A 23,343-nucleotide genomic window follows, 5' to 3' on the forward strand; every position below is an offset into this window, starting at 1 on the left:
TAGGTGCCATCGGGTCGGTCACCGACCACCAGCCGCTGCGGGGCAATGTCGCGGGACCAGAAGGTGTCGTCGCTGGCCTTGCCGCTGCCGGGCACGAACCAGGTCTTTTCACCGGATGAGCCGATGCCGTACCAGCCGGTACCCGGTACGGCGACCACCGGGTAGTGGCCGACCTTGTACACGCTCATCGCGTCGCCATTGACGATGTCGGTGGGCCCGTTGTAGGTCACCTTGCCGTTGTGACTGTCGAGCACCCACGCCCACGGATGCGAATCGGCTGCCGCGGCGTTCTGGCGGCCGAGGCAGGTGAGCTGGTTGGGCCCGTTGATGTAGCAGCCCGCCACGCTGCCCGATAATTCGACGCCATTGAACAGGATCGCGCCGGTGCGGGGGTTGAACGAGTAGACCCAGGAGGTGCCAGGTCCGGCTGGGTCCGGGTGGGCCGGGTATGCCAGCGCGAACGCCCGGTCCTCGACGCTGCCGGGCAGGATGCCCTGTTTCAGGTCCGGGGCGTGGACCACGTCGGCGAGTTTGATGGTCCACGACGGTTTCGGCGTCGTGGTGGGGATCGCGACCAGCAGGTCCGCCGGGGTGCCCACCGTCGGCGCCGATGAGCCGCCGGAACCGTTTCCCGAATTACCACAGCCGGCGACCACCAACGCCGCCAGAAGCCCGACGACCGCACGACCTCTCACAACCATCCCCCCTCTGAGATGCCTCGTGGTTTCGAGTATTGCAGGCCTCCGGCCCGCGATGGCACTACCTGCGGGGTGATCCACAGTCCGCCTGGGTATTCGAACCTCAACTCCCTGCACACCTAGCACGCGCCGTGCACGGTATGCAGGCTGCATTACCCTTCGAGTCGTCGCATGGCGCACACACCCATGCCCCGTATCACACTGCGCGTCAGCACTTTTCAAACGCGGCCGACAGATCAAGCTCCAGAGGAAGACGGTGATGCTTCTCGTCGTGCCGGTAGCAGCCGCCGACGATGAACTCTGCAGGCCCGTCGACTGTCCGGATGGTCACCGCCACAGGCCTGCCGAGCCGTTGCAGAAGCGTGGGGACACCGAACGCAATCTGCCGTGCACGCGGCTGGCTGCCGGCGTCGGTAGCGATCGCGAACTGGACGACCGTCTCGGCCTGCTGTCCCGCAGCGGCCGGCACGTTGGCCTCTGCGGTCGCCTCGTAGTAGTAACCGATGAGTGCGCTGACCTCACGCCACGTTCGGAGGTCGTCATCGCTGGGAGGTCGTGGGCTCGCGAAGTATTCGTGCGGCCGGGATGTTGGGTCGTCCTGGATCGAGATACCCCAATCGGCGTCCGACAGCATCGGTTCGCCGGCTTGCAGGGCCAGCGCTTCGGCCTGGGTCGCGGTCGGCTTCAACGTGATCGTGACCCGGCGGCTGTCACCCGCGCCGCCCCAGGTCGGGGCGGTCAGGCTGGCGTTCGCCACGATTGGTGACCGGGTCATGCGCAGCCAGGCCGCGGCGGCGTCGGCGATCTGGTCGCCGCTGGGACTGTGGGCGGTGCTGTAGTAGCCCCGGGAGAAGGACGCCGATTGGTGGTCCGGCGCGTAGAGGTTGTTCGGTGCTGGCGGCGGCACGATCGGCATGCGCAGCCACAACTCCGCGGAGCGGTCGGCCAACCCGGTCTCGTCGGTGCGGCTGGCGAAGAACTCTCCGATATCTCGGATCTGCGACTCCGTGATGTCCTGGCGCAGCGTCACATTCAGATCGAAGCGTTCCCCCGAGGTGAAGGAGTTGACATAGGTCATGTCGGTGTCGGCGACCCCGGGCATCGCACGGACGTGACGGTCGAGGTCCTCGGCGTCGCCGCGGCGGCCAAAGATGCAGCTAGCCGCCGTCACTCCGATCGCCACGACCATCGCAGTGGTGATCACCAGGCGAATCGGTGACCGGCGACGGCGCTCGCCGTTCCCTACAGGCATGCCTCGAGTATTGGCGCCCACCAGGGCGCGCGGTATGGGTAGAACTACGCGGGCCCGCCAGCCCCGAAAGGAGCCGGTGTTCGGTGATGCTGACGCTCACTCGTTGAGCGGCGGCACGGTCAGCTCTTGGGTCCAGACATAGTGCTTGTTGTTCCACAGCGCGGCCTCGTCAGGCGCATCGACGGTGACCCGTCCCGGGCCGAACGTGTCGTACACCTCCAGTGCGACACGAAGACTGGCCACCATAGAAGGAAACCCCTCGGCGGTCCGCTGACCGAGCGCATCGAGATGGGCCCGGAGCGCGGCGCCTTCGGGGGTCTGCCTCACCTGCGGAGACAGGGCTGTGTACGCGCGGGCGGCGTCGGCGAGGAAGCGTTGCTTGGTCACGATGAGCCTGGCCATCGCGATCAGAGCCTCCACCGGTTCCATGGTGAATATCGCCTCGGAATCGTGTCCTTTGTCCTCGATCATCCCCGCACCCTATGTGGTCGAGGAGAATGCAGAAGTGAACACACAGCTGCCTCAGCCGCACGGCTGGAACAACCGCTACCGGCTTTTCGGGTCGATGCTGGCGATCGCGGCGCTCGGCGGCATCTACTTCACCGTGAAGACGGTTGTTGCTACGGCACACGGGCATTGGGCTGCAGCTACCGTCGCCGCAGTCTCGACGACCATTTTCGTCATCCCGACGGTGTGGATCGTGCTGATGTTCACCGGCCGCGGTCGTCTGCGGGCCAACGTGGACGGCACCGGGACCGCCCTCGCCCTGGCGACGGGCATTCGATGGCTCACCGTGTGGTTCGGCGCCGTCCTGGTCGCCGTCGCCGGCTATCTGATGTTCGGTTCGCAGATGGGCGGCGAATTCCCGGACGTGCGGGCCCGCAGCGCGGCGTTCTTCGCGGTGACGGTGCTCGGCGCTGTCCTCGGTTTAGTCGCGATGGTCCGAGCCGGCCGGCGACCGCGACCCGGGTTGCGACTCTCGTCGGCAGGGGTCGAATTTCACGACGCGGTCACCGCGTTCACCTTGCCGTGGTCAGATGTCGTCAACATCACCGGCACAGGTGTGCAAGGAAAGAACCTGCGCCCCATCATCCTTTGGCCACACGGCGGCCAGCCGGCGGTCATCGCCAACGCGAGCCTCTACGCCCCGAACGGGGCCGCATTGTTCTGGATGATCCGCTACTACTGGCTGACGCCCGCCGCGCGCGGTGAACTGGGCAACGGCGTGGCGCTCCAGCGACTTCGCGCCGGTCAATTCCCAGCCATCTGACCGACCAAGTGGTACAGCCGCGCCGCGGAAAAGACGCTCATCGGTGCAGCGCGATAGTCTCGATCGAACCTCAAAGAAAGTGAGCAAATGCCCGCATACGTCACGACCGACTACGTGGACGACCTCGACAACACCGACATCGACCCGAAGAACGTTGACACCGTTGACTTTTCGTACCGAGGAAATACCTACACCTTGGTACTGACCAAACAGCACGGTTCCCAGTTCGACAAGGACATCGCGCCGTGGATCAAGGCCGCCGAGAAAGCACAGGCACAGGTGGCCCGAGCGGCAAAGGCCAAGCCCGCAGCTCGAACTCAAAAGTCCACGGGAGCAAGAAAAACCGCCACACCGGCAAAGAACACGGCAGCACGCAAGGCCGCACCGCCGCGGAAGGCCGCGGCGAGCAAGACCACCGTGAACACCAATGAACGCAGCCGCGCCAAGGCCATCCGCGCCTGGGCTGCCAACAACGGCCACAAGGTGTCTGAGCGGGGCCGCATTTCTGCGTCGGTGGTGGAGGCTTTCGACGCCGCGCAGTAGCGCACTGCCGGCGGCTATCGGAGGTCTTCGAGCCAGGATAGGGCGATGCGTATGGCCAGTCCGACGTTGCCGATTTGGCAGTGATTGCTTGCATTTTCAGGGTCGGTGAAGATGCGCGTGGTCACTGACCTGGCGTTCGTCAGGTTTGTCGCTTGCCGGTGCAGCTGACGCAGCGGTACATAGTGGTCTTTCGCTCCTGCAAGCAGCAGTACGTCGCCGGTGATCTTGCCCGAGACGTTGCGGGTATGGGTAGCCCTGGTTGTGGCGAGGAAGTCGTATGCGGAAGCTGTTCCGGTGATATGCATCCCTTGCTGAAGTCCCCACGCGGAGACGGGCTTTCGCGCCGAGGACCGGCGGGCAATTGCGTTGATGACCGGTCGGGCTCGAAGAGTCAACAACAGCCGCAGTGCCGGCGCCGCACCTCGGCCGATTTGGCGGGCGGTGACCTCAAGTTCGTCGTCGAGGATGTCGAAGGCGATGATTCGGCGCAATCGGGGTTCGAATGCTGCCGCGCGGATCACTAGTCCGCCGCCGAGGGAGACGCCGATCGCCGTGACGTCGTGGTCGATGCCAAAGTGGTCCAGCACCGCAGCCACGGGCTTGTCCCACTCGGGTGTCATGGGCAGACCATGGTCTTCCAATGCACCGCCCTGTCCGGGGCCGTCGAAGGTGATCACTCGGTATCCGGCAGCAACGATGCCGACGATCATGGGCAGGAACTCTTCGACGTAGCTGTCGAACCCGCCGAAGACCAGCACTGTATCGACAGGCGTTCCCTGTGGCTTGAGGTCGTAGGTCGGCAGCGCCCCGAGGTTGCTGCCATCGTGGTACGGCACCTCGGTGGGACTGACCTGGTAGGTGGCACGCATATCGGCAAGAAAGCGCGCCCGGCTGGTCGCGCGCCGTGGATCGGTTGGTGCCATGAAGAATTCGGCAGCGCGAGTGTAGTAGGCCGCGGCGAGAATACGGTCGCGACGCCGTGCCCCTTCTGCGAGGGTGAGGAATCCGTCGATCCAGTCCGGGTAGCTGTTCGCCTCCTTGGCCAGCGTCGACACTTCGCTAATGGCGTCAGGTCCGATCCATTGCACCCACCGGTTGCATTGGAAATTCAGACTGTCGTCCGGGTGGAAATGGTGGTAGCCGACGATTGGTGCTTCGGGTCGCCAGTCCAAAACGGGGGCGGTTGCAGCCATCAGCACTCCTATCGCAAGGTAGATTGCGATAGCCAGGCTAGGCCGCTCGCGGACATAACGCAAGGAAACTTGCAATACGATGAACGGTGTGACAGATACACATCGCCTGGGTCGGCGCGGCGAGGCACTGCGGCGCGCGGTCCTCGACGCGACGATCGAAGAGATCACCGCCCACGGCGCCGACGCCACCACGATTCAGGCGATCGCTTCCCGCGCCGGCGTACACGAAACGTCGATCTACCGGCGCTGGAAAACCCGCGAAAACCTGATCCTTGACGCTCTCATCGACCGGACCAGTGCCGATATCCCCACTCCGAACACCGGCTCGCTTCGCGGCGACCTCGTCGCCCTGGCACGCGCCATTGCGGCTTTCCTTCAGTCACCCGTCGGGGCTGCGTTCCTGAAAGCTGGAGCGCAGGCACCCGCAGCCAATGACGAGGCCTTGCATGACTTCTGGGCCGCCAGGCGCGGGACGCTCGCCGCCGTCATTGACAGGGCGAAAGAACGCGGCGAGCTCGAACGAACCGTGGACGGTCGCCTCGTTCTTGAGGCAGTCGTTGCGCCATTGCACTTCAGAACATTGCTGACCAAAGAGCCAATAGACCATGGTTTCCTCGAGCGGCTCGTCGACCTTGTGCTGAGCGGCGCCGGGACTCGCTAGATTTTCGCCCGTAACCAACCCGGTGGAACTCCACACCTAGTCGGTATTGGTAGGACAGATGTCGATACCGCGGTGGACAATTCGGCATCGCCGTCCGCTATCCGAATCCGAAATGCGCGGGGGGAGTGACTTCTACGTCAAGCCGGTACATGATCCGCCCGTCCTCGTCCTCAAAGCAGTCCCAGTCCACGCCCGCGACCGCAAGCTCCGGATGCTCGGCGAGATAGATCGCCGCTCGCGCAAATGGGCCGCTATTCTGAGCCTCTGAGTCCTCTTCCCCAAGAAACGTGACGATGGCCGCCAAACGTGCCTTAACCGCTTCCCGGGCACCGGTGGGAACGGAGTCGAGCACGTGTTTGAGACCGTCTACATGACGGGACGCTAGGCCGGTAAAGCGTTCTGCCATTGCCGCTTCCAGCGCACGTACCCGTCGCTGCTCGAAAACAACGTCGGGTGACGTCTGCGCAGGCCGCCAACCAGATAGCGGCCACAGCAACGCATTCCCCCGTGCATAACGGTCAAGCAGTTCGGCGACGTCGATCGGAAAGAGCTGCCCGTCGATCACGCTGGCTAGTTCAGCCTGTGCCTCAGTGAGAGCCGTAAATCCTGTCGCTTGAACCAGCATCAGAGTGCCGTCAACGATCACCTCGTCGAGGTGAAGAAGGTTCCGCCAGTACAAGGGGTGGGACTCCTGAACCCGGGTTCTCTCGTCGAAGAATGTGTCGTCGAAGATGCGAGAACATATGTGCGGGATCATGGCCACCATGTCGTTGACGTCCTCGGTCAAGCGCTCGATGACGTCAACGACCAGCCATGGGCCGAGCTTGAACCCGCGAAATGCTGGGTCGATAAACACGTTTTCAATAAGTATGGCTGCGCCGAAAACACCGCCCAGCGGCTCGAACAGTTGCTCAACGGGTGGCGCGAAGTCGCGGTCCGCGGAATCGAAAAGTGCCGCGAAACCATGTGGATCGCATGCATCGCCGTGATCGGATGGAAGTTCGGTTAGAAATTCGGCGACGGATGCCCCGATTTTGGCTCTAATGAAGTCGACGTAGCCGGCAACGACGGTGGTCGCGGGATTATCGGCATCGGTCATGTGCAGCTCAGCGCGCCAGAGAGTGAAGTACGGGTTCGTCTCGCCTCTTGTTTTCATATGGGTCACGGGATTGCTAAACGCCCGCTGTTCACGGCGGCTACCGATGATCGCGGCTGCGTAGGTGCCCATCTCGATTGCCTCCGCAGAACGAGGCGGACTTGCAACGTGGTCGGTGCGCAGGTATCCGACGTCATTCAACGCTGCGGTCAGGACGCTGATGTAGTCACGACCAATCGCCTGAGCGACACCTTGAAGGACCTCGGAAGTGGGCATCGCTCGCATACCCCGGCGCCGCCATAGGTCGAGGTTCTGCCGGCTGATCCCGATGCGCCGGGCGACCTCGGCGTGCGTGATTCCCGCTGCTTCCCTGAAATCGTCAATCAGGGCTAAGAGTTGAGCTGTCCCGACTTCTGTTGACTCTCTAGGTGCCCCGTCATCCATGCTGATTACGCTCCTCCTAGAACGACGGAGTGTCAATATGCTGTTGACAGATATCCGTCAATTCAAATTGCACCTATGTGTGGGATCGCGCTTCGAGCGTGGTGTTCGCTGTATCAGCAGGTTGGCGTAGCCAGAAAAGTAGTAGCCCGGCTCGGGCGCGCACGCTGGCGGCCGCCAGACCGCGCTCCGTCGGTGCGCCGGTATTACCGGAATTGGTGACGGGCAGCCCCCGCCAGCTCCAATAAACTGGCTTCACGCGACAGCACGAGCGTCACGCTGCGCGTATCAAACAGGGGGAGCACGCGCGATGACGAACATGCCTGGGTCCGGCCACGGGGGCTACGGGGGCGGATGGACGCCACCAACGCCAGGTCAGCCGCCGGGTACAGGGCAGTGGGGCGGCACCAGCCAGCCGGCCGCACCGCCGCCCACGGTGCCACCCATCGTGCCCCAGCGGCCGCCGGCGGGCGTCAACGGTTACGGCCACGTCGCGGCACCGGTACCGGCAGCCGGGTACGGGCAACCCGCCGCGGCGAATCCGTACGGGCAGCCGCCCGCCCCGGGCAAAAAGAGCCGCAAGCCACTGGTGATCGCCGCGGTCATCGTGGTTGTTCTGGCAGTTGCCGGCGGAGTCGGTTGGAAATACTTCGGCAGCAGCGGCTCTGGCCCAGGCAACGCCGGCTCAGCGGCCGACGCCGTCAAGGGATACCTCGAAGCGCTGGCGCGCGGGGACGCGGACGGCGCCCTGGCGTACAGCAACGATCAGCCCGCCTCGAAAGACTTCCTCACCGCCGACGTCCTGAAAAAACAGATCGCCAAATGGCCCATCACTAATATTCGCATCCTGAACGACGACTCGACCCCTCTCAATTCACTTACAGGGTTCAGTCGAGTCCACGTCGCGGCGAACTTCGGTGACAAGACCTCCGATACAACACTCATCGTGAAGAAACAGGACGGCCGCTGGGGGCTAGCCCACGCGACAGTCAAGCTCGACACGGCCTCCGGCGTCGGAAACCAGGAACTTCCCAACTCGTTGACGATGTTCGGGAAGCCGCTCAACGGCCGCACCGCCTACCTGTTTCCGGGCTTTTTGGACGTCGGTTCCACGAACGCCAACATCGCCGTCACCACGAAACCGATCCTGCTCGATGGCCTGGCCACCGGCGGAACCGCCGCGTTCCTGGCGGCCACGTACGAGATCGCCGACGCCGCGAAAGCCGCCATCTTGAACGGCGTCAAAGCCGTCACCGACACCTGCACGAATTCCCGTCTGCACAAGCCTCCAGCGCCGTGCAATGCGTTGGCTATAGGGATGGAGGACGGGACCGTCAACTGGCCGACGGCCGATCTGAGCCGCGTCAAGATCAACGGCATTGATCAGTACTCGGGGTTCACCACCACCGTGATGGGGCAGGCCGATTTCTTGGGCGTCACAGGTATGGGGCACGACGGACAGCCACACCCGCCCGTGAACGACACCATGTACATCTACGGCAACGTCGATCTCAAAGCGTCACCACCGACGATGGCCCTCCGGTAAATACCCTCCACGGGAGCGGATTGTCCACGCCGCCAGCATGTTTAGGGCTACAGCGCAGACGACCGAAATCCAGCCCAACCCCGCACCCTGGGTTCTGGCAGCCGGGGGCCTAGGAGCGGGGCGCTTTCGCCACGGGTGCGTGTCGTCCGTTGCGGAACCCCGGCACACGATTGGTGCAGGGACGTCTACCGGGTGCCCCCTAGACTTACGGTTGCGTGACGGCAGCGCCAATCTGCCCGTCGAACACAGGGGGAGCGGGAAAGAAATGACGAACATGCCTGGGTCCGGTAACGGCGGCTACGGGGCAGGGTGGACACCACCGACACCCGGCCAACAACCGGGCACCGAAGGCCCGCGCAACGCCTACGGCCATCCGCTCGCGCAGCCGCCGCACGCCCCAGCCGGGGGCTACCCGCCGCGGCAGCCCGGCACGAACGCCTACGGCCACCCACTGGCCCCGCAGCAGGCGCAGGTGCCGCCCACCGTTCCCCCGCAGCCCGGCACGAACGCCTACGGCGGACCGCTGGCTGCGCCGCAGCCTGTCGCGTCGCCGCCCGGCTACGGACCCCCGCCGGGAACCAACGGGTACGGACAGCCACCAGCACCGGCCAAGAACCGCAAACCGCTGCTCATCGCCTTCGCGATCGCGGTCGTCGTCGCCATCGTTGGTGCTGCCGGCTGGACATTCCTGAACACGGGCAGCAGCTCCGGCCCGGACAGCGCCGCCTCCGCCGGCGACGCCGTCAAGGGCTACCTCGAGGCACTGTCCCGCGGGGACGCGAACGGTGCCCTGGCATTCAGTAGCGACCAGCCCGCCTCAAAGGACTTCCTGACCGACGACATCCTCAAGCAGCAGATCGCCAAATGGCCCATCACGAACATCCGCATCCTCAGCGACAGCTCGTCATCCGGCGGCAACTCGGCGATCAGCTTCGGCCAGGTGCACGTGGCGGTGAACTTCGGAGACAAATCGTCCGATACAACCCTGACGGCCAAAAAAGACGGGGACCATTGGAAACTGGAGCGGGCCGCCATCAAAGTGGAAGCCACCAGCTCAGGCCTGGGCAACCAGGTGTCACTTCTCAATCTGCGTGGCAATTCGTCATTTGAGATGGCACAAGTTGGCAAAATTGCCAACTCGATGAGGGGTCACCTATAGCGGCGGTCACGAATTGCGGCTCGGAGAAGCTCGCTGGTGGTGTGAGGCGAGAGGCGACTGGTGACAACCGAGGTATTCGCAGCCGCCGGCGACACAGCTCTATACAACCGCTCATGCGGGAAAGCGCACGATCTGCGCTGGATGACGCACCGACTAACGGTGTAAAACTCACCTTATAAGTAAGCGTGTGAGCTTGATCCTTGGCGACTCGTCGGACGAGGCCATGATTGGTCCCTATCTCGACGAGGGTTCGCCTGCCTTCGAGGTGCTGCGCGATTGGGCGGTGAGCACAACGCCGCCGACGACATCAAGTCAGAAGCGGCGGCGTTGCGCGCACTGCTGCGGGCGGGAGCCGAAGCCCTCAAGGATCGCGTTCTTGATGTCGGGTACGCCCAGTTGGCCACGCAGCTCAACACCGAACCGTCCAACGTCGAACGACTCGCGGCGCGTGACCGCTACGCCCGCCGGACCGAGAGTCGACGATGAGCCGCGCGGTGCGCAGGGAGTCGTACGGAGCGGCGCGCCGATCGAGCTAGATTTCGATCAATTTCTATTGCTGTGCAGGAATTCCGAGATTGGTCAGCTAGCTGATACCTCAAATCGCGCGACTGAAATCTCCAGTATTCGAAGGGATTTCAGAACTTTCCGCGATCATTGGTCGGTTAGGCGGGTTCCGCAGCGTGGGCACCAGCGGGCCGGGACGCCGAGCAGGGCAGCGATCGCTTCGAGCTTGTCGAGATAGTGGCCGCAGGATTGTCGGGTCAGGTGGGTTCGGATGGTTTCGATGATGAACTGTGCCCGCTCGACCGCCGTGGTTCCGTAGCCGGCGGCGTCGGTGGTGCCGGAGGCGATGACTTCTCCAACTTCCAGCTCATGGTCGCGGTAGATCGCGGTGCCGTCAGGTTCGGTGCCCGCTCGCTGTTTGATGAATCGACCGCTGGGCTGGCGGTCGATCTCGATGTCCCACTGGCCGTGGCGCTCACGAAACGCAAAGCTGTGTCCATCAACGTATCCGGCCCAGTATTCGGGCGCGAAGCCGCCGTGATGATGAATCGCTACCCCGTGGTGTGTGGCCAGCCAATCGGCGAGCTCGTCGTCCGCCGCCGCGGACTGCTGGCCTTCCAGAGAGCGCCAGAATGCTTCTGGAACGGTGCGCCACTGCGGTCCGCTCTGAGCGTCACCCGCGTTACTACCGGAATCGTTGCTCATCGTTGCAGCGTGACACGTCGTCGACGGCATGTCGCCGCAATTTTGTTGCGAAGATCAGTTCGAGCGGGTACGCGCCGCGATATCGCCCACCAAAATTACGGGGGAGCAGATACGAAATCCGGCCCGGTCCCGAGTTGAACCTCGGAGCGGGCCGAACGATTGGGTTCAGCGTATGGGGCTGGCCTCCCGGCTCCGCGGGTCATCTCGTTGTTTAGTAGCGTGCCAGCCGATCACACCTGTTGACGCGTCAGCGCCCGGTAACTGCAGGTAAGGAAACCCCGGCTGCGAATCACTGCTGAACAGGAGAGGCGCACATGCCGGGGATTACACCACGAAGAGTACTCGTAGCGGGTACCCGTTCGTGTAGGGCGAGCACGGTGCTGTGATGATTCGGCTATGGCGGATGCCTGTGTTGGGCGACACAACCATTCGCCAGTTCATACTAGTGGCGTGTCGGGCGTGAGGCTCGCGCTAAAATTCCAACAATTGCGTGAATGGTGTTCGGAAATTGCTTCCATTGACTCGACGGCTAATCGTGAGTGAAGACGTGACGAATCGAAAAATACTATATAGCAACATAATTGGGAATATGCGTCGTTCTTTGTGGGTGTAGTCGAATCCGTTTTCAGAAATCGTCCGGGGGGCTTGCTGCGGCTGTCGCGGAGTGCAATACTCGGAAGAACCTGATTGCGTCAGGGGTATTGCAATGGTTGCTGATCTTCTTGTTGACGTCGCCACCGCGGTCCTTGATTTCAAGACCGCGTACGGCGAGCAACGGTCATTGGCCGCTTCTGCCGCGGTCCCGTCCGAGTTGTATACCGCGCGGCCGATGCGGGTATTCCGCTGGTATGCCGGCCAGCGCCATTACTCGGGCGAGTATTGGTCGGTGACCGAGGACGACTTCGTGCCGCACGAATCTCGTTTGGAGAAGTCAGCTGCGATGATCGCCGATTTTGACCCACGGGTCCATCGCATTATCGCGCAACCATTCTTGTTGCAGGCCAACATCAATGGCAAGTGGAGGCGCCACACTCTCGACTACTTGCTCGCAACGGACGCCGGACCGGTGGTCGTCGATGTGGTGCGGGCCGAGCGTCTCACGCACGAGAAGTACCAGTTGCTCATCGCATGGACGCGGCGCGTCGTCCAGTCAATGGGGTGGTCCTATGTGGTGTTTTCCGAGCCGTCCCCGGTCCTGTTCGACAACGTCCGCTTCCTCTCTGGCTATCGCCGGGACTGGTTGATTAACCAGGAAATCTTGTGCGAGATACGTCCGGTCGTAGGCGAGCTGGCCGGTCTGAGCTTTCGTGCCGCGGAGAACCGATTCGCCCACCGCAGTAAACCCTTGGTGCGCAGCGTTCTGCTGCACCTGTTGTGGCGCCAGGAGCTCGTTTTCGACATCATGCAACCGCTGCAGTCAACAACGATTCTGCAGGCGCCGCAATGACTTTAGCTGGTGTGCCGGTGGGCCTGCGGACCAAGTTTAGTCGCGATGGTGAAGAACTGTTCACCATCGTGGCGCTGACGGAGTCTTCCTGGTCGGGGCTACCTGAATTCACCGCCGAACATATGCGCACCGGCCAGCTGCACCGGTTTTCTCTGCAGGAAGTGCTCTATTCGCCGCGGACACGGATCCTCGGCGAGGATTTGACGCCCGTCGGCGTGGACCAAGGCGACTGTGAGCCGGTAGCGATTCTGTGGGAAGCCGCACCTGAAGAAGCACGAAGAAGAGCCCGCGCGTACGCGGGCCACATCCGCGAAGTCCAGACCGGATATCAGTCTGGCAGCGCCGACACCGCATTGCCGGGCGAGCCACGCGCCATGTACCGACCCGATCTTCCCAAAGGACAACGGATCGCCGCCAAATGCAAGGAGATGGGTTGCGGTGCACGGTCGTTGTACCGATGGATCGACCGGTACGACAGGTATGGCGAAGCTGGGTTGATTTCTAAACGTGCTGTGGCACCGGGGTTGGGGAGCCGCCAGGATCCGCGCTGGGAGCCGACCTCGCGTGAGGTGAAAGCCGAATACACCGAAAAGTCCAAGCCGACCAAATCGCTGGTCGTCGCACGGACCAATGCGCGACTGGTCGCGCGATACGGGCCTGACGGTATCCACCTGCCGTCGGATGCCACGGCCAATCGAATCTTGTTGGGCGATGAGAAAATCACGCCACTGTTCATCGGGTCGACCAAGCATGTTCGCGATGTCGCAGCAAGACCCCAGGGCGCATACGGCAAGCTGCGGCCCACCCGGCCCGGCGAATACTTGCTCATGGACACCACGCGTCTGGACGTGCACGCGATGGATTGCCAGACCCTCAAGTGGGTCGGCCTGGACCTGACAGTCGCGATGGACTGGTACAGCAAATGCATCGTCGGCGTCGGTCTGTCTCCCTGGGCCCGCGCGATCGACGGTCTGGCCGTGCTCTACGAGGCGTTCCGGCCCAAAGCACCTGGGGCGAACTGGCCCGAACATGCGTTGTGGCCGGTGGCCGGTGTGCCGCGACACATTCTGGTGGAGTTGGAGCATCTTGATCCGCGCAGTGTGATAGGCGCCATACCGGCGATCGTTCCGGACAACTTGATTGTCGATCACGGCAAGATTTTCGTCGGTGCCGCGATGCACAGCGCCTGCCGCGCCGTGGGTATTTCGATAGCCCCGGCGCGACTGAAGATTCCCTACGACAAAGCGCCGGTGGAACGATTCTTCGGCACCGTCAGAACGGGGTTTCTGCAGGAACTACCGGGCTACAAGGGCCCAGATGTGTACAGCCGCGGGGTACATCCGGAGAAGGACGGCTTCTACTTCATCGACGAGATGGAAGCGCTACTACGCGAATGGATCGCCTCGGAGTATCACGTGCGCCCCCACGAAGGTGTGGGCGAGCCCGGCCTGTGGTCCCTAGACATGTCGCCGGCGCAGATGTTGGCGCACGGCATCGCTCGCGCCGGCTACATTGAAGCGCCCCGCGATCCACAGCTGGCCTACCACTTCTTGCCCCTGCAGTGGCGCACACGGCAGCCCGCGGGTATCAAGATTGATCACCGCATGTACAACGGCGAAGTCCTCGACGCGTACAGCCCGGGAGAGCTCAGCGCTTACAAACATCAAAAGGGTCGCTGGCCCATCCGCGTCAATCCTGATGACATCCGCACGGTCTACTTCCTGGACGTCAAAGGATCGGGCCAGTGGGAACCGCTGCAGTGGGACATGGCCCGGGCACTGGAGATGCCGATGTCTGCTGACGGATGGGAATTCGCGCGAGAGCTTGTGCGGTCGGGGGACCGACCCGTGGACGCCAAACTGGCGCACGCCGCGTTCCTGAAACGTCACGAACTAGGCCATGAACTCGACATGCGGAAGCGTGACGCAGCGCTGCGGCTGTCGCGGGAACAATCCTCATTGGCGGCCGATCTGGATCAGGCGGCCCAGCTCAAGGCGACGGCCAAGAAGCGAGCGCAGCAGGCCACCGCAGAACCGCCACGCGCAGCGATCGAGGCGTTCGTAGACGACCTCGATGAATACGACGAAGACCTCGACGAAGACGACTTCGACGACGAAACAGCGACGGAATACCGGAGATTGGAAGAAATGTGAACGCTAAGAAGTCAACGACAGCTGAGCCTGGGGCGCGCGAATCTGGCGGCATCACCCCCGTGGAGAAGCAGGAGGACGACGACTTGTCCGCGATCGTCCCGGTCATCCGCGTGGGGATGCGAGGTAACGAAGGGCCGGCCGCATTCGACCACGACGCGATGCTGTTCTTCGACCACGTCCGTTTCTTGTCCCGACAACGTTACGTCGGTACAGACTGAGCACGCGCTTCATCCGCAGGATGGTTGCGCGGAGCCGCCACGCTAGGCGACCGATGTTCAGCGTCCCCGGTCTCAATGAGCGCAAGGTGGACGGCGAAACAGCGATGAGCAATTGACGGCTGGAGGAATTGTGAGCGCCAAGAAGGCTGAACCCGACATGAGTGGACTAGACAACGTCACCCTCGCAGGGAAGGAGGGATGGTTCGCTTACGTTAACGCACCGAAACGTCCACGGCCAGAGCGCCTTACTGTTCGGGGCATTCGTAAACTCGGTGACGTCGCCGCCGACGAGTATCTGCAGCGACGGTGCCAATGGCACAGCAATATGGGCCCCTACTTCACCCCGCAATCCGCGCAGCTCCACAAGCGGCTGGACGTGGTCATGGAGGCTGACGTACACAAGGACGGTTGGGTCACCAAGGACGCTGTGGCGATCGATGGACTGCCCGGACTGGGTAAGACGACCACCGTGCACGCGTTCGCAAAGAAGTTTCACGACAAGGAGATCCGCCGACACGGCATGTACACCGCGGCCGGCGATGAACGCATCCCGGTGCTGCGGGTAGGGATGCGGGGCAACACCGGGATGACCGCATTCAACCGGGCTGCATGTGACTACTATGCCCACCCGGGTCGCCGGTGCCACGATGTCGACGAGCTCGGCCGACGGGTGATGACCCTGGTGCGATTGTGCGAAACCCGCCTGTTCATCATCGATGACGTCCACTTTTTGCACTGGCAACGCGACGGTGGCGTCGAGCTGAACAATCACTTCAAATATATCGCCAACGAATGCCCGGTCACCGTTGTCGTCATCGGCATCGGCTTGGCTGAACGGGGCCTCCTGCGAGCGGGCACCGCGCAGGAATCCCTGGCCCAAACAGCCCGCAACACCACCGAGTACGGGTTTTTCGGCTACCGGAACACGACTGCACGAGAACAGCGTCAATGGCGGGAACTGGTGGCCAGCATCGATGACGACATCGTCCTCGCACGGCACGAGCCGGGAACCCTGGTGGAAATAGCTGACTACCTGTATGCCCGCAGCGGCGGACACATCGGTTCCTTGCTCACCCTGATTCGCCGTGGCTGCGCGGCGGCCATCCTCGAGGGTTCCGAAGCGTTGACCATCAAACTATTCGAATCGATCATGATCGACAGCGCCGCCGAACGCGCCCGCGCGGAACTGCACGCTGCCTACGGAACCCGTCCGCAGGCCACCAAGATTCTTGAACGGTACGGATGCTCGGCCTGACGGACCGCTCGCTGCGGCAACGACCACGTCCATTTCTCGCGTTTTCGATGTGCGCGATCCGTGAACGAAGACGCCAGTTCATGCGCGATGCGGAAAATCCCAGATCAACCTTCCTCCTAGCAAGCATCGGACCTCGAGGTGACTGCTAGCGCGACAACGCCTTTACACGCTGATGCCACGGTCCGGACGCTGCCGCTGCGCACCGCGCCGCTACCCGGGGAATCACTAGATTCGTGGCTGGAGGTCATCGCCGCCCGTTACGGCGTCACCTTGCGCGAAATCTATGAGTCGATGGGTTTCGAAGCGCCATTCACGCGCCTCGGGCTGTATGTCAACCGCCAACTCACCGATGCCGAAGTCGCGGCGGTGGCCACGGCGTCCGGCTGCACACCTCAGCAAGTCCGTGGCATGACCCTGTCTCGTTACAGCACCGTTGTCGGCATCGATGACACTGGACGGTTCACGGGTGCAGGTCCCTGGGGGCGCGTGTTTGGATCTCGGTTCTGCCCGAGCTGCCTTGCGGCAACAGGTGGATCGTGGCTCCTGCGGTGGCGACTGATGTGGACATTCGCCTGCCTACGTCATCGTTGCTTGCTGGCTGATCGCTGCCCGCATTGTGGCGCTGTTCAGCGCTACGGCTACCGAGCCGGAAACTCAGTTGTACATCCAGGGCGATGTGCCAACCCCGTAGTTGGAACGCCGCACACATGGCGGCCGCCCTGCGACGCTGATCTGACCCAAGCGCCCGTACTTGTTCTCCCCGCAGAGCACCCGGCGCTGGTCGCTCAAACCACCGTCGACCGGCTGATCGACTGTGACGTTGCCGAATTCGGCCTGTACGTCGACCACCCCCAACCGCCAGTCGCCGTCCTCGCCGACATTCGTGCCCTCGGCAACGCCATCGTCCACGCCGTCAACATCGACGATCTCAACACCGTCGTCGCTGCTGATCTGGCAGGTGAGTATCAAGCAACTATGCTGCCGCAAGAGGCGAAGTTTCCTGTGTTGCATGGCAGGTTAAAGGGTTTCATCTCGAATCCGGCCCCAGCGGTCCGTACCGCCGTCGTCGCGACCGCCGCCTTCAACATTCTGAAGTGCTCGACCATCGATGCAGCTGCGGATGCGTTGGCCGCGTTGAATGTGGACCAGAGGCAGCTGCAACGTGACATTCCGGTGAAAGACCGGCCCAGCGGGTCGGCAAGCCCCGTGCTACGTGCTGTGAGCACGGCCTCACGTGGTGTGCAACTGTCGGCCGTTGACCAATTGCGTTGTCGGATCGGGACTCCACTGCCCGGCCGCCCGGCCCGCAACACCACCCGCGTCGATCGGCGCTGTGGTGCCATTCCAGCGTTATTGTGGCCAGCTTTCGCGCAAATAATGTGCCCACCTGGCCCGTCCCAGCGTCATCCACGCCTCGCCTTGTCGGCGGCTCTGCATCTCGTCGGGACAACCACCACCATCGCCGATGCCGTCGCAGCTCTCGGGAACGCGACCACAACCGGCACCGTAAGCAGCGTGCTCCGCAGACTCAAGCGAGCGCCAGAGTGGAGCGGCATCCGGTCTGTTCTGATCAGACTCGCCGATTACCTTGATAATTTCCCTCCGCCGATCGACTATCAACGGCGTCGTCAACTCGACTACACGGCATTCCTTCCCGACGAGGAGTGGGCTCGCACCGCGCGTGCCAACTTCACCACGCCCAAAGGTGCGGTGATCGCCCGCGGTTTCCTGCGAGAACGAATCACCGGGTCACCGTCCATACCGATGCCCGTCCCTCGCGAAGCCGAGAGTACCGCTGCCCATATCCTGAGTTTCTGCGAGCGTCTGACACCCGAGTTGCTCGACGCACTCGATGAGTATGCGCTGAATTTTCTTGCCGGCCAGGGTATTACCGACGAGCCTGTTTGGTGGGAGCCACCCCACCACGTCTTTGCCGGCGTAGCTCTTCCCGGCATCGACATCGACACCATCGATACCGTCGCATTACACGAGATGGTGTGCGGGCGGCGGATCACCATTGCGGAAGCCGCCAACAACCTCGGGATCACCAGCGATGCAGTCCGCTGTGTTCTGGAACGCCAGCCCGCCCTCCGCGGCCCCATCCGTAAGCGTGGGAGACCTCGCTCCACCCGCCGCAAAGAGCATCGCGTCACGCGTCACAGGGAACATCGCTTCGCACATCGGGGGACGTCCTATGGGAGAGCCGTGACAACGTTTCCTCGTCGTCGTCTTGTCGATCTGTACGCCGAGCAGAGACAGAGTCTTAGGTGTCTGGCCGCGCAGGCCGATGTCAGCACCTCGACGATCGAGAAGCTGATGGGCGACTACGGCATTCCCGTTCGCAAGCATGGGAAGATTCAAATCGACCGGAAATGGTTCCACACCCAACATGTCGAACAGGGAAGGTCCCTAGGCGAGCTCTGCCGCGAGCTAGGCGTCTCACGAACCGGCTTGAGCACGTGGGCAAAACGAAACGGCATCCCGGTTCGGCGACTGGAGCGTCACCCTGTTGTGGAGCTACGTGCTAACAGGAGAATCCCGCGGTTTCTGAAGCCGGCCTTGGCTGGCGTAGGTGGCTGGGAGCGGTTGCAGCGCTTCGCCGACATCGTTCGATACCCGAGCTTCGGTATCGCAGCGCGCGAACTCCGCTTGCACTCGGGATGTTTGTCTGTTCAAGTGCAACGTCTAGAGCGTGACCTCGGCGGCCGGTTAGTCGACCGCGGCCACAACAGGCGACCCATGCGCGTAACGCCTTTTGGGAAGAAGGTACGGCAGGCGGTGATGCGTCTCGCGGCCGCCGGCGGCCCCTGATTGTGTTGTTGTCGGCGATAGCGTCGTCGCATCTGCCGAGGGCGTTCACTATGGAGAGCGCGAAATGCGTTGCTCTTGAACGAATCCTTCGGCGCGCAGTGTGCTGATGCGTGACTGATGTCGATCGGCCGTTGCGGTACGCATGCAGCGACGGTGGGGTAGATCCGGCTGAGGAACCACATGGAGATCTGCAGCACCTGTCGGCGCCGGGCGCAGCGGTAGAGGTGGGGATCAAGCGCTTACTGGCGCGCCCGCGGGCTGCGCGGCGGCCGTATCGGAATCCGGTACTCCCGCGCGAGGCGCCCAGCGACGCTCGGTGAGACACCTGCGAGCATCGCAATCTCCCACAGCGACTGGCCCCGATGGCGATACAGTTCGATGAATCGATCGCGCGGCAGCTCCGCACGCGCGATCGCCAAGACGGTTCCGCGTGCTGCGTGGGGTTGATGCGGCGCGGGATGCTCGTTCAGAGTCTGGCGCACAATATCGACGGGAACGTCCAGCGCACACGCAGCCATCGCGGCTGAGAGCTTGTTGACCCGGATCAAATGGTGCAGTCGCTCGATATCCACCCCGTGCCAGGTGCTTTCGCGATCTGGCGGGACTCCGAGCGCGTCCGCGGGCGGCTGCCAGCGCAGCGGTTCATGGGCCATCCCGTGTGCGTCCAAGTACGTTCGACCGAACTGGTCTAAGGCCAGAACTTCTTCGAGGGACAGGCTGGCTGGCAGATCAGCGAACAGTCGCCACATGTGTGTCCCTCCGGAAGTAGCGGGACTGCGTCCCACCGAAGTGCCCGTGAGACGTTCGTACAGCCACCAATTGCACAGGCGCGCCCGGGTCGGATCGTCGGCCGATGTCTGTGCTTCCTTGCAGACACGACGCCACCCTGGACTGGTCAGCAACTCCTGGTTAACCAGTTCGCGGCGCCGCTGGTAGTCAATCGGACACACACCGCTTTCGAGCACATCCGCCAGGCTGGTCAGCATTGATGCCGTTGTCTCCCAATCATCTTTGGACGACAGAACCCCGAGGACCCGACCTACTTCGCGGGCAGTGGTCACTGGCCCCAACTGTGCGCAAGCCAACGGGATGCCGATGCGCGAGCCGACTAGCAGCAGCGCCACACTTAACGCCATTCGCACATGGGCCAACCCCACCCCCGGCCCGCTGATCGGGACGGCCCACCATGGCCACAGCGATGCCGGAACCGATCGAAGGATCGAACGGTTGCGGTCGGGTCGCTGCGGGTGCCGAGCCCAAGCCCGGTTCCGCAGCTGATCCGTCGGTCCGAGAAACGATCTCACAGAACGTAATTGGACTTCGCGCAGCGGCGTGCTTACCTCGCGATCCCAGGCGATAGCCGTCGTGTGCGCCCACGTCCCTTTGGTGCGCATCGAGCCAATCAGCCACCGCAGACGCTGGCCACCGACGGTCGCATCGGAAGCTTGGAGAACTGGCAGTGCCGCACATGCCGCTACCGCCATCGTGGCAGAACAATCGTGAGCTAGCCATAGCGCTCCGATCTGATCGGCCTGTTTCGGCCGGACGGTGTTGTCCTCGTGGATGTTCCATATATCTGCGGGTACTCGTCGTCGGATGTCGTCGGCGTGCGCATAGCGCATGATCTGCTGGCCCAGCACCGTGATGTCGGTGGCGAACTGCAGCGACGACACCGGAGACTCCGCGTACATTCCCGCCGAAACTAACCCTGCCGCTATGACTGCCAGCATGTAGTCCTGCGCTACCACAGCTGGATGGTTCTCAGTCAACTCCAGCGAAGGAGCGGTTGACAGCAGCGCCTCGCAGCGTCGCAGACTACGACCCCAGCTGTTTGGGGCTCGGCACGTGCAGCGCCCAGGGCGCGGGATAAGACTCTTCGGCAGCGGCCGTCGGCGCTGGTCACCGGAGCAGCGGGGGCAGGCATCGAGCAGCAGGCAACGATGTATTGGGCAAACAAACGCCCACCGCAGTTTCCACCACAGCTGCCACCGCCCGCCGTTGTCCTCGAGACATTTCGGACAGAATCGCGAACGGGGTAGCGCGAAAGGGCCTGCAGTCGCCGCACCGGCGGTGGCCGTCTCGAACAGCGATGAGGTGGTCATCGCTGTGATTGCCGCGGCCGCGACGCCTGTCGCATAGCTGATTGCAGCCAGCTGCTCGCCTGTCGGTGAAACCGTGAAATGCGCGACCCGAACCCGATTGCTCTCGCCGTGCAGCCCAACCGCCGCGAGGAGCTCACCCCACGTCGCGCCGCAGCGACTGGCCAAGGCCTCCAGCCAAGACTCGATGCTCTCGCCGGCGACCGGCGGTAGTCGAAGTGGCAGCGTACGGATTGCAATGGTGCGCAACTGGGCGGCACCCAGCTCGGAACTGCCGTGCGAGGGTGGATCGTCGGCGGCAAATGCATGCCCTGCCATTCTGATATTGTGCACTACTAGTAGTGCCAAATTTCAGAATGTGAAGGTTGCTACTCTGCGGGGCGTTCCGGGAAGCCATCGGGCGCTTCCTCGTTGCGCAAGGTGACACGAGCGGGCGGCGCCACACATCCCCAACTAGCCGCCCGCGCAAGATATCGCGGCCGTGAAGCGCTGATCAAAAGATGGCAGGCCCCCCGTCCTGTCATCCCGTCGCGCGCCGATTGTCCGCAAGGGGTCGGGCTGTCGAATAGCTGTCAAAATGGTCCTGAGGCTGTACTAGTAGTGCTTCCAGGCGTGCGAACTCTGACATCAATGTTCTTGTCCTCGAAGGCGCGTTGTTCTTGTCCTCGAAGGAGGGCGCATGGGCAGGCTTGGGGGTGGGACCGCATGGTTACATCGGCAATTTTGCGGAGACAGCTTTTGGGGCGGTGGCAGCTACCGTTCGCTGGCCCCGCTACTAGCCGCCACTTCGCGTAACCGGTCACGTTGACGCTCTTTAGAAGGCGCTGAGGGTCGCATCTGATCACGAGGCTATCAGTGGTGCAATCTTGGTCGAATGCAATTTCAGAACGGTAATGCTCGACTCGAACTGGTCACAGCGAGTCGCCGCGCCTTCGCTGTGGTGGTGCGTCGCCACTGTTAGGACCACAACGTCGTCGGGTTCCCTGCGGATCCGTTCGATCTTCGCGATTTGCCTAGGGATGTGAGCATGCATGATCAGGCGAGTAGGGCATGTGCGCGGGCTGATGACACCGGCCACTCCCATTTTCGGCGGGTAGTGCCAACCCGGTTCATCCGCTTGGTCTGGCGTGAGAACCACCTCGGTATCGCACACTTCGCAGACGCGCATTACCTGCATATCCGTCACAGTAGCAACGAGAGCCGACAACCTGCGGCGCCTCGCCCCTACCTCGTGGGCCGCTGACACGGCAAGGATCGAGTTCGGCACCCGGAATCACGACTCGTCGGCACACGGGCCTTGCTCTATCGTCCGCCGAAAAAGAAAGACCTACTAGTAGGGCTGACATTGGGCCGTCGGCGTTAGCTACTAGAGGGCGTGCCGACGCGTCCTAGTCAGAACGACCCGAAACGGGTCGCTGCATGGGAACGTCGCCGTCGGCAGGTCGGCCTCAAGATTCATAAACACCGGATCGACCGCGGGTTTACTCTCGAACAGCTCGCTGTGCTCTCTGGCGTTTCGCGCAACGTTCTCATGGATGTTGAGCACGGTCGGCGCGGAATCTTGCACGAGCGACTGTTCGACATTGCCAAGGCGCTCGGTGTCACCGCCGCCGAGCTTGTTGAGGGCATCCGGTAATGGTTCCGACGCGCGCTGCTCGGCAGCAGGAGCGCTAAGCTCAATCGCACACGCCGATTCGAACCCGATCCGGGTGTCCATGGCGCAATCCCGCATCTGCGCCAAGCGCTTTGGGGTGGACCCGGCTGGGCACTCGAGGGCTTCTACTACATTCTCCTGAGCGGCCAGCTCGCGCCCCGCACACTGGCTCTTCGGACCAGCCACAGCCTGGATCCACCACTAATCATTATGCACTACTAGTGGTGAAAATGGAGTCCTGCAAACACGCGACTTATCGGGACCGACGTGGCACGCTGAGACCATGGCCGATCCTTTCGAACCCGACGACCGCGACGTCCTCGGCGATCCACCGTCGGCACATGACGGTAGCCGGCCCAAACGCGTTTGCGCTGTCGCGCGCACCCGGCGCCGCGACGATCCGGCAGTGTTTGTCGCTCCGGACGGCGCAGTTTCCCCCTCTGCGTATCAGCGGATTCTCGCGGCCCTTCCACCACGAGAACGCCGGATGGTGCACGACGCGGTAGCCAACAGCCTCATTGAGGGGTACGTACCCGACGCGAAAACTGTTGCACGGCTAGGCGACTTGGCAATGGGAAGAATCACTGGCGAACAGTATCGGGCCGAAATTCTTGAAAGCCTAGGCTTAGGTCAGTGAT

19 protein-coding genes and 1 pseudogene are annotated in these 23,343 nt (G+C 62.8%); 13 read left to right on the forward strand and 7 right to left on the reverse strand.

Annotated elements, in window-relative coordinates; translation table 11 throughout:
• From VXD91_RS24495 to VXD91_RS24505, 3 genes and pseudogenes are all read right to left on the reverse strand, one after another.
• Nucleotides 1–695 (reverse strand): annotated as a pseudogene (locus VXD91_RS24495) (hypothetical protein); the annotation flags it as partial.
• Nucleotides 696–906: 211 nt separating this feature from the next.
• Complete coding sequence (locus VXD91_RS24500; RefSeq protein ID WP_293016928.1) at nt 907–1,950, reverse strand: hypothetical protein; 1,044 nt, start codon at nt 1,948–1,950, stop codon at nt 907–909.
• A gap of 96 nt (nt 1,951–2,046) precedes the next feature.
• Nucleotides 2,047–2,421, reverse strand: a complete 375-nt coding sequence (locus VXD91_RS24505; RefSeq protein ID WP_095795010.1) for a hypothetical protein — start codon at nt 2,419–2,421, stop codon at nt 2,047–2,049.
• Between the two features lie 34 nt (nt 2,422–2,455).
• Here VXD91_RS24505 and VXD91_RS24510 point away from each other — a divergent pair, with 34 nt between their 5' ends.
• Complete coding sequence (locus tag VXD91_RS24510) at nt 2,456–3,220, forward strand: hypothetical protein (RefSeq protein ID WP_095795011.1); 765 nt, start codon at nt 2,456–2,458, stop codon at nt 3,218–3,220.
• Nucleotides 3,221–3,307: 87 nt separating this feature from the next.
• Nucleotides 3,308–3,763 carry an Lsr2 family protein gene (locus VXD91_RS24515; protein ID WP_095795012.1) on the forward strand — a complete coding sequence of 152 codons (456 nt, stop codon included), beginning with the start codon at nt 3,308–3,310 and terminating at the stop codon, nt 3,761–3,763.
• Nucleotides 3,764–3,777: 14 nt separating this feature from the next.
• Here the strand turns inward: VXD91_RS24515 and VXD91_RS24520 are convergent, their stop codons facing one another.
• Nucleotides 3,778–4,956 (reverse strand): alpha/beta fold hydrolase, encoded by a 1,179-nt coding sequence (locus VXD91_RS24520; protein ID WP_141245002.1) that lies wholly within the window; start codon nt 4,954–4,956, stop codon nt 3,778–3,780.
• An 88-nt stretch (nt 4,957–5,044) separates the two neighbouring features.
• Between VXD91_RS24520 and VXD91_RS24525 the strand changes: the two genes are divergently transcribed.
• Nucleotides 5,045–5,617 carry a TetR/AcrR family transcriptional regulator gene (locus VXD91_RS24525; protein ID WP_255251176.1) on the forward strand — a complete coding sequence of 191 codons (573 nt, stop codon included), beginning with the start codon at nt 5,045–5,047 and terminating at the stop codon, nt 5,615–5,617.
• 97 nt (nt 5,618–5,714) lie between these two features.
• On the opposite strand, the gene VXD91_RS24530 is transcribed toward VXD91_RS24525, so the two are convergent.
• The gene (locus VXD91_RS24530) at nt 5,715–7,157 is read right to left on the reverse strand and encodes a helix-turn-helix transcriptional regulator (protein ID WP_176470760.1); all 1,443 of its coding nucleotides are present in this window, start codon (nt 7,155–7,157) and stop codon (nt 5,715–5,717) included.
• 307 nt (nt 7,158–7,464) lie between these two features.
• On the opposite strand from VXD91_RS24530, the gene VXD91_RS24535 reads away from it, so the two are divergent.
• The 3 genes from VXD91_RS24535 (at nt 7,465) to VXD91_RS24545 (ending at nt 10,345) form a co-directional block, all read left to right on the forward strand.
• Nucleotides 7,465–8,700, forward strand: a complete 1,236-nt coding sequence (locus VXD91_RS24535; RefSeq protein ID WP_095795015.1) for a DUF4878 domain-containing protein — start codon at nt 7,465–7,467, stop codon at nt 8,698–8,700.
• A gap of 265 nt (nt 8,701–8,965) precedes the next feature.
• On the forward strand, nt 8,966–9,859 hold the full coding sequence (locus VXD91_RS24540) for a hypothetical protein (protein ID WP_293016927.1): 894 nt from the start codon (nt 8,966–8,968) through the stop codon (nt 9,857–9,859).
• Between the two features lie 276 nt (nt 9,860–10,135).
• Nucleotides 10,136–10,345: a hypothetical protein gene (locus VXD91_RS24545; RefSeq protein WP_255251178.1), complete on the forward strand. Its 210-nt coding sequence runs from the start codon at nt 10,136–10,138 to the stop codon at nt 10,343–10,345.
• Nucleotides 10,346–10,510: 165 nt separating this feature from the next.
• Here the strand turns inward: VXD91_RS24545 and VXD91_RS24550 are convergent, their stop codons facing one another.
• Nucleotides 10,511–11,068 (reverse strand): hypothetical protein, encoded by a 558-nt coding sequence (locus tag VXD91_RS24550; protein ID WP_176470762.1) that lies wholly within the window; start codon nt 11,066–11,068, stop codon nt 10,511–10,513.
• A 706-nt stretch (nt 11,069–11,774) separates the two neighbouring features.
• Here VXD91_RS24550 and VXD91_RS24555 point away from each other — a divergent pair.
• The 5 genes from VXD91_RS24555 (at nt 11,775) to VXD91_RS24575 (ending at nt 18,952) form a co-directional block, all read left to right on the forward strand.
• On the forward strand, nt 11,775–12,515 hold the full coding sequence (locus VXD91_RS24555; protein WP_079630369.1) for a TnsA-like heteromeric transposase endonuclease subunit: 741 nt from the start codon (nt 11,775–11,777) through the stop codon (nt 12,513–12,515).
• A gap of 17 nt (nt 12,516–12,532) precedes the next feature.
• The gene (locus VXD91_RS24560; RefSeq protein ID WP_293016925.1) at nt 12,533–14,668 is read left to right on the forward strand and encodes a helix-turn-helix domain-containing protein; all 2,136 of its coding nucleotides are present in this window, start codon (nt 12,533–12,535) and stop codon (nt 14,666–14,668) included.
• A 59-nt stretch (nt 14,669–14,727) separates the two neighbouring features.
• Nucleotides 14,728–14,886 carry a hypothetical protein gene (locus VXD91_RS24565; protein WP_176470763.1) on the forward strand — a complete coding sequence of 53 codons (159 nt, stop codon included), beginning with the start codon at nt 14,728–14,730 and terminating at the stop codon, nt 14,884–14,886.
• A 130-nt stretch (nt 14,887–15,016) separates the two neighbouring features.
• Nucleotides 15,017–16,141 carry a TniB family NTP-binding protein gene (locus tag VXD91_RS24570; protein ID WP_255251179.1) on the forward strand — a complete coding sequence of 375 codons (1,125 nt, stop codon included), beginning with the start codon at nt 15,017–15,019 and terminating at the stop codon, nt 16,139–16,141.
• 138 nt (nt 16,142–16,279) lie between these two features.
• Nucleotides 16,280–18,952, forward strand: coding sequence for a TniQ family protein (locus VXD91_RS24575; protein WP_095795018.1), 2,673 nt, complete (start codon nt 16,280–16,282; stop codon nt 18,950–18,952).
• Between the two features lie 239 nt (nt 18,953–19,191).
• On the opposite strand, the gene VXD91_RS24580 is transcribed toward VXD91_RS24575, so the two are convergent.
• Nucleotides 19,192–21,369 (reverse strand): TniQ family protein, encoded by a 2,178-nt coding sequence (locus tag VXD91_RS24580; RefSeq protein WP_095795019.1) that lies wholly within the window; start codon nt 21,367–21,369, stop codon nt 19,192–19,194.
• Between the two features lie 1,057 nt (nt 21,370–22,426).
• Here VXD91_RS24580 and VXD91_RS24585 point away from each other — a divergent pair.
• Nucleotides 22,427–22,687, forward strand: a complete 261-nt coding sequence (locus tag VXD91_RS24585) for a helix-turn-helix transcriptional regulator (RefSeq protein ID WP_079261756.1) — start codon at nt 22,427–22,429, stop codon at nt 22,685–22,687.
• A 301-nt stretch (nt 22,688–22,988) separates the two neighbouring features.
• Nucleotides 22,989–23,342: an antitoxin VbhA family protein gene (locus VXD91_RS24590; protein ID WP_079630363.1), complete on the forward strand. Its 354-nt coding sequence runs from the start codon at nt 22,989–22,991 to the stop codon at nt 23,340–23,342.
• The last annotated feature ends 1 nt before the right edge of the window (nt 23,343 follow it).

Origin of the sequence: Mycobacterium sp. SM3041, assembly GCF_039668335.1 — a bacterium.
GTDB lineage: Bacteria > Actinomycetota > Actinomycetes > Mycobacteriales > Mycobacteriaceae > Mycobacterium.

What these genes read in the sequence shown, in the direction of transcription:
- VXD91_RS24500 (WP_293016928.1), bottom strand. Translation starts at nt 1,950, where the DNA reads ATGCCTGTAGGGAACGGCGAGCGCCGTCGCCGGTCACCGATTCGCCTG.
- VXD91_RS24530 (WP_176470760.1), bottom strand. Translation starts at nt 7,157, where the DNA reads ATGGATGACGGGGCACCTAGAGAGTCAACAGAAGTCGGGACAGCTCAA.
- VXD91_RS24590 (WP_079630363.1), top strand. Translation starts at nt 22,989, where the DNA reads ATGGCCGATCCTTTCGAACCCGACGACCGCGACGTCCTCGGCGATCCA.
- VXD91_RS24580 (WP_095795019.1), bottom strand. Translation starts at nt 21,369, where the DNA reads ATGGCAGGGCATGCATTTGCCGCCGACGATCCACCCTCGCACGGCAGT.
- VXD91_RS24505 (WP_095795010.1), bottom strand. Translation starts at nt 2,421, where the DNA reads ATGATCGAGGACAAAGGACACGATTCCGAGGCGATATTCACCATGGAA.
- VXD91_RS24535 (WP_095795015.1), top strand. Translation starts at nt 7,465, where the DNA reads ATGACGAACATGCCTGGGTCCGGCCACGGGGGCTACGGGGGCGGATGG.
- VXD91_RS24550 (WP_176470762.1), bottom strand. Translation starts at nt 11,068, where the DNA reads ATGAGCAACGATTCCGGTAGTAACGCGGGTGACGCTCAGAGCGGACCG.
- VXD91_RS24540 (WP_293016927.1), top strand. Translation starts at nt 8,966, where the DNA reads ATGACGAACATGCCTGGGTCCGGTAACGGCGGCTACGGGGCAGGGTGG.
- VXD91_RS24520 (WP_141245002.1), bottom strand. Translation starts at nt 4,956, where the DNA reads ATGGCTGCAACCGCCCCCGTTTTGGACTGGCGACCCGAAGCACCAATC.
- VXD91_RS24555 (WP_079630369.1), top strand. Translation starts at nt 11,775, where the DNA reads ATGGTTGCTGATCTTCTTGTTGACGTCGCCACCGCGGTCCTTGATTTC.
- VXD91_RS24515 (WP_095795012.1), top strand. Translation starts at nt 3,308, where the DNA reads ATGCCCGCATACGTCACGACCGACTACGTGGACGACCTCGACAACACC.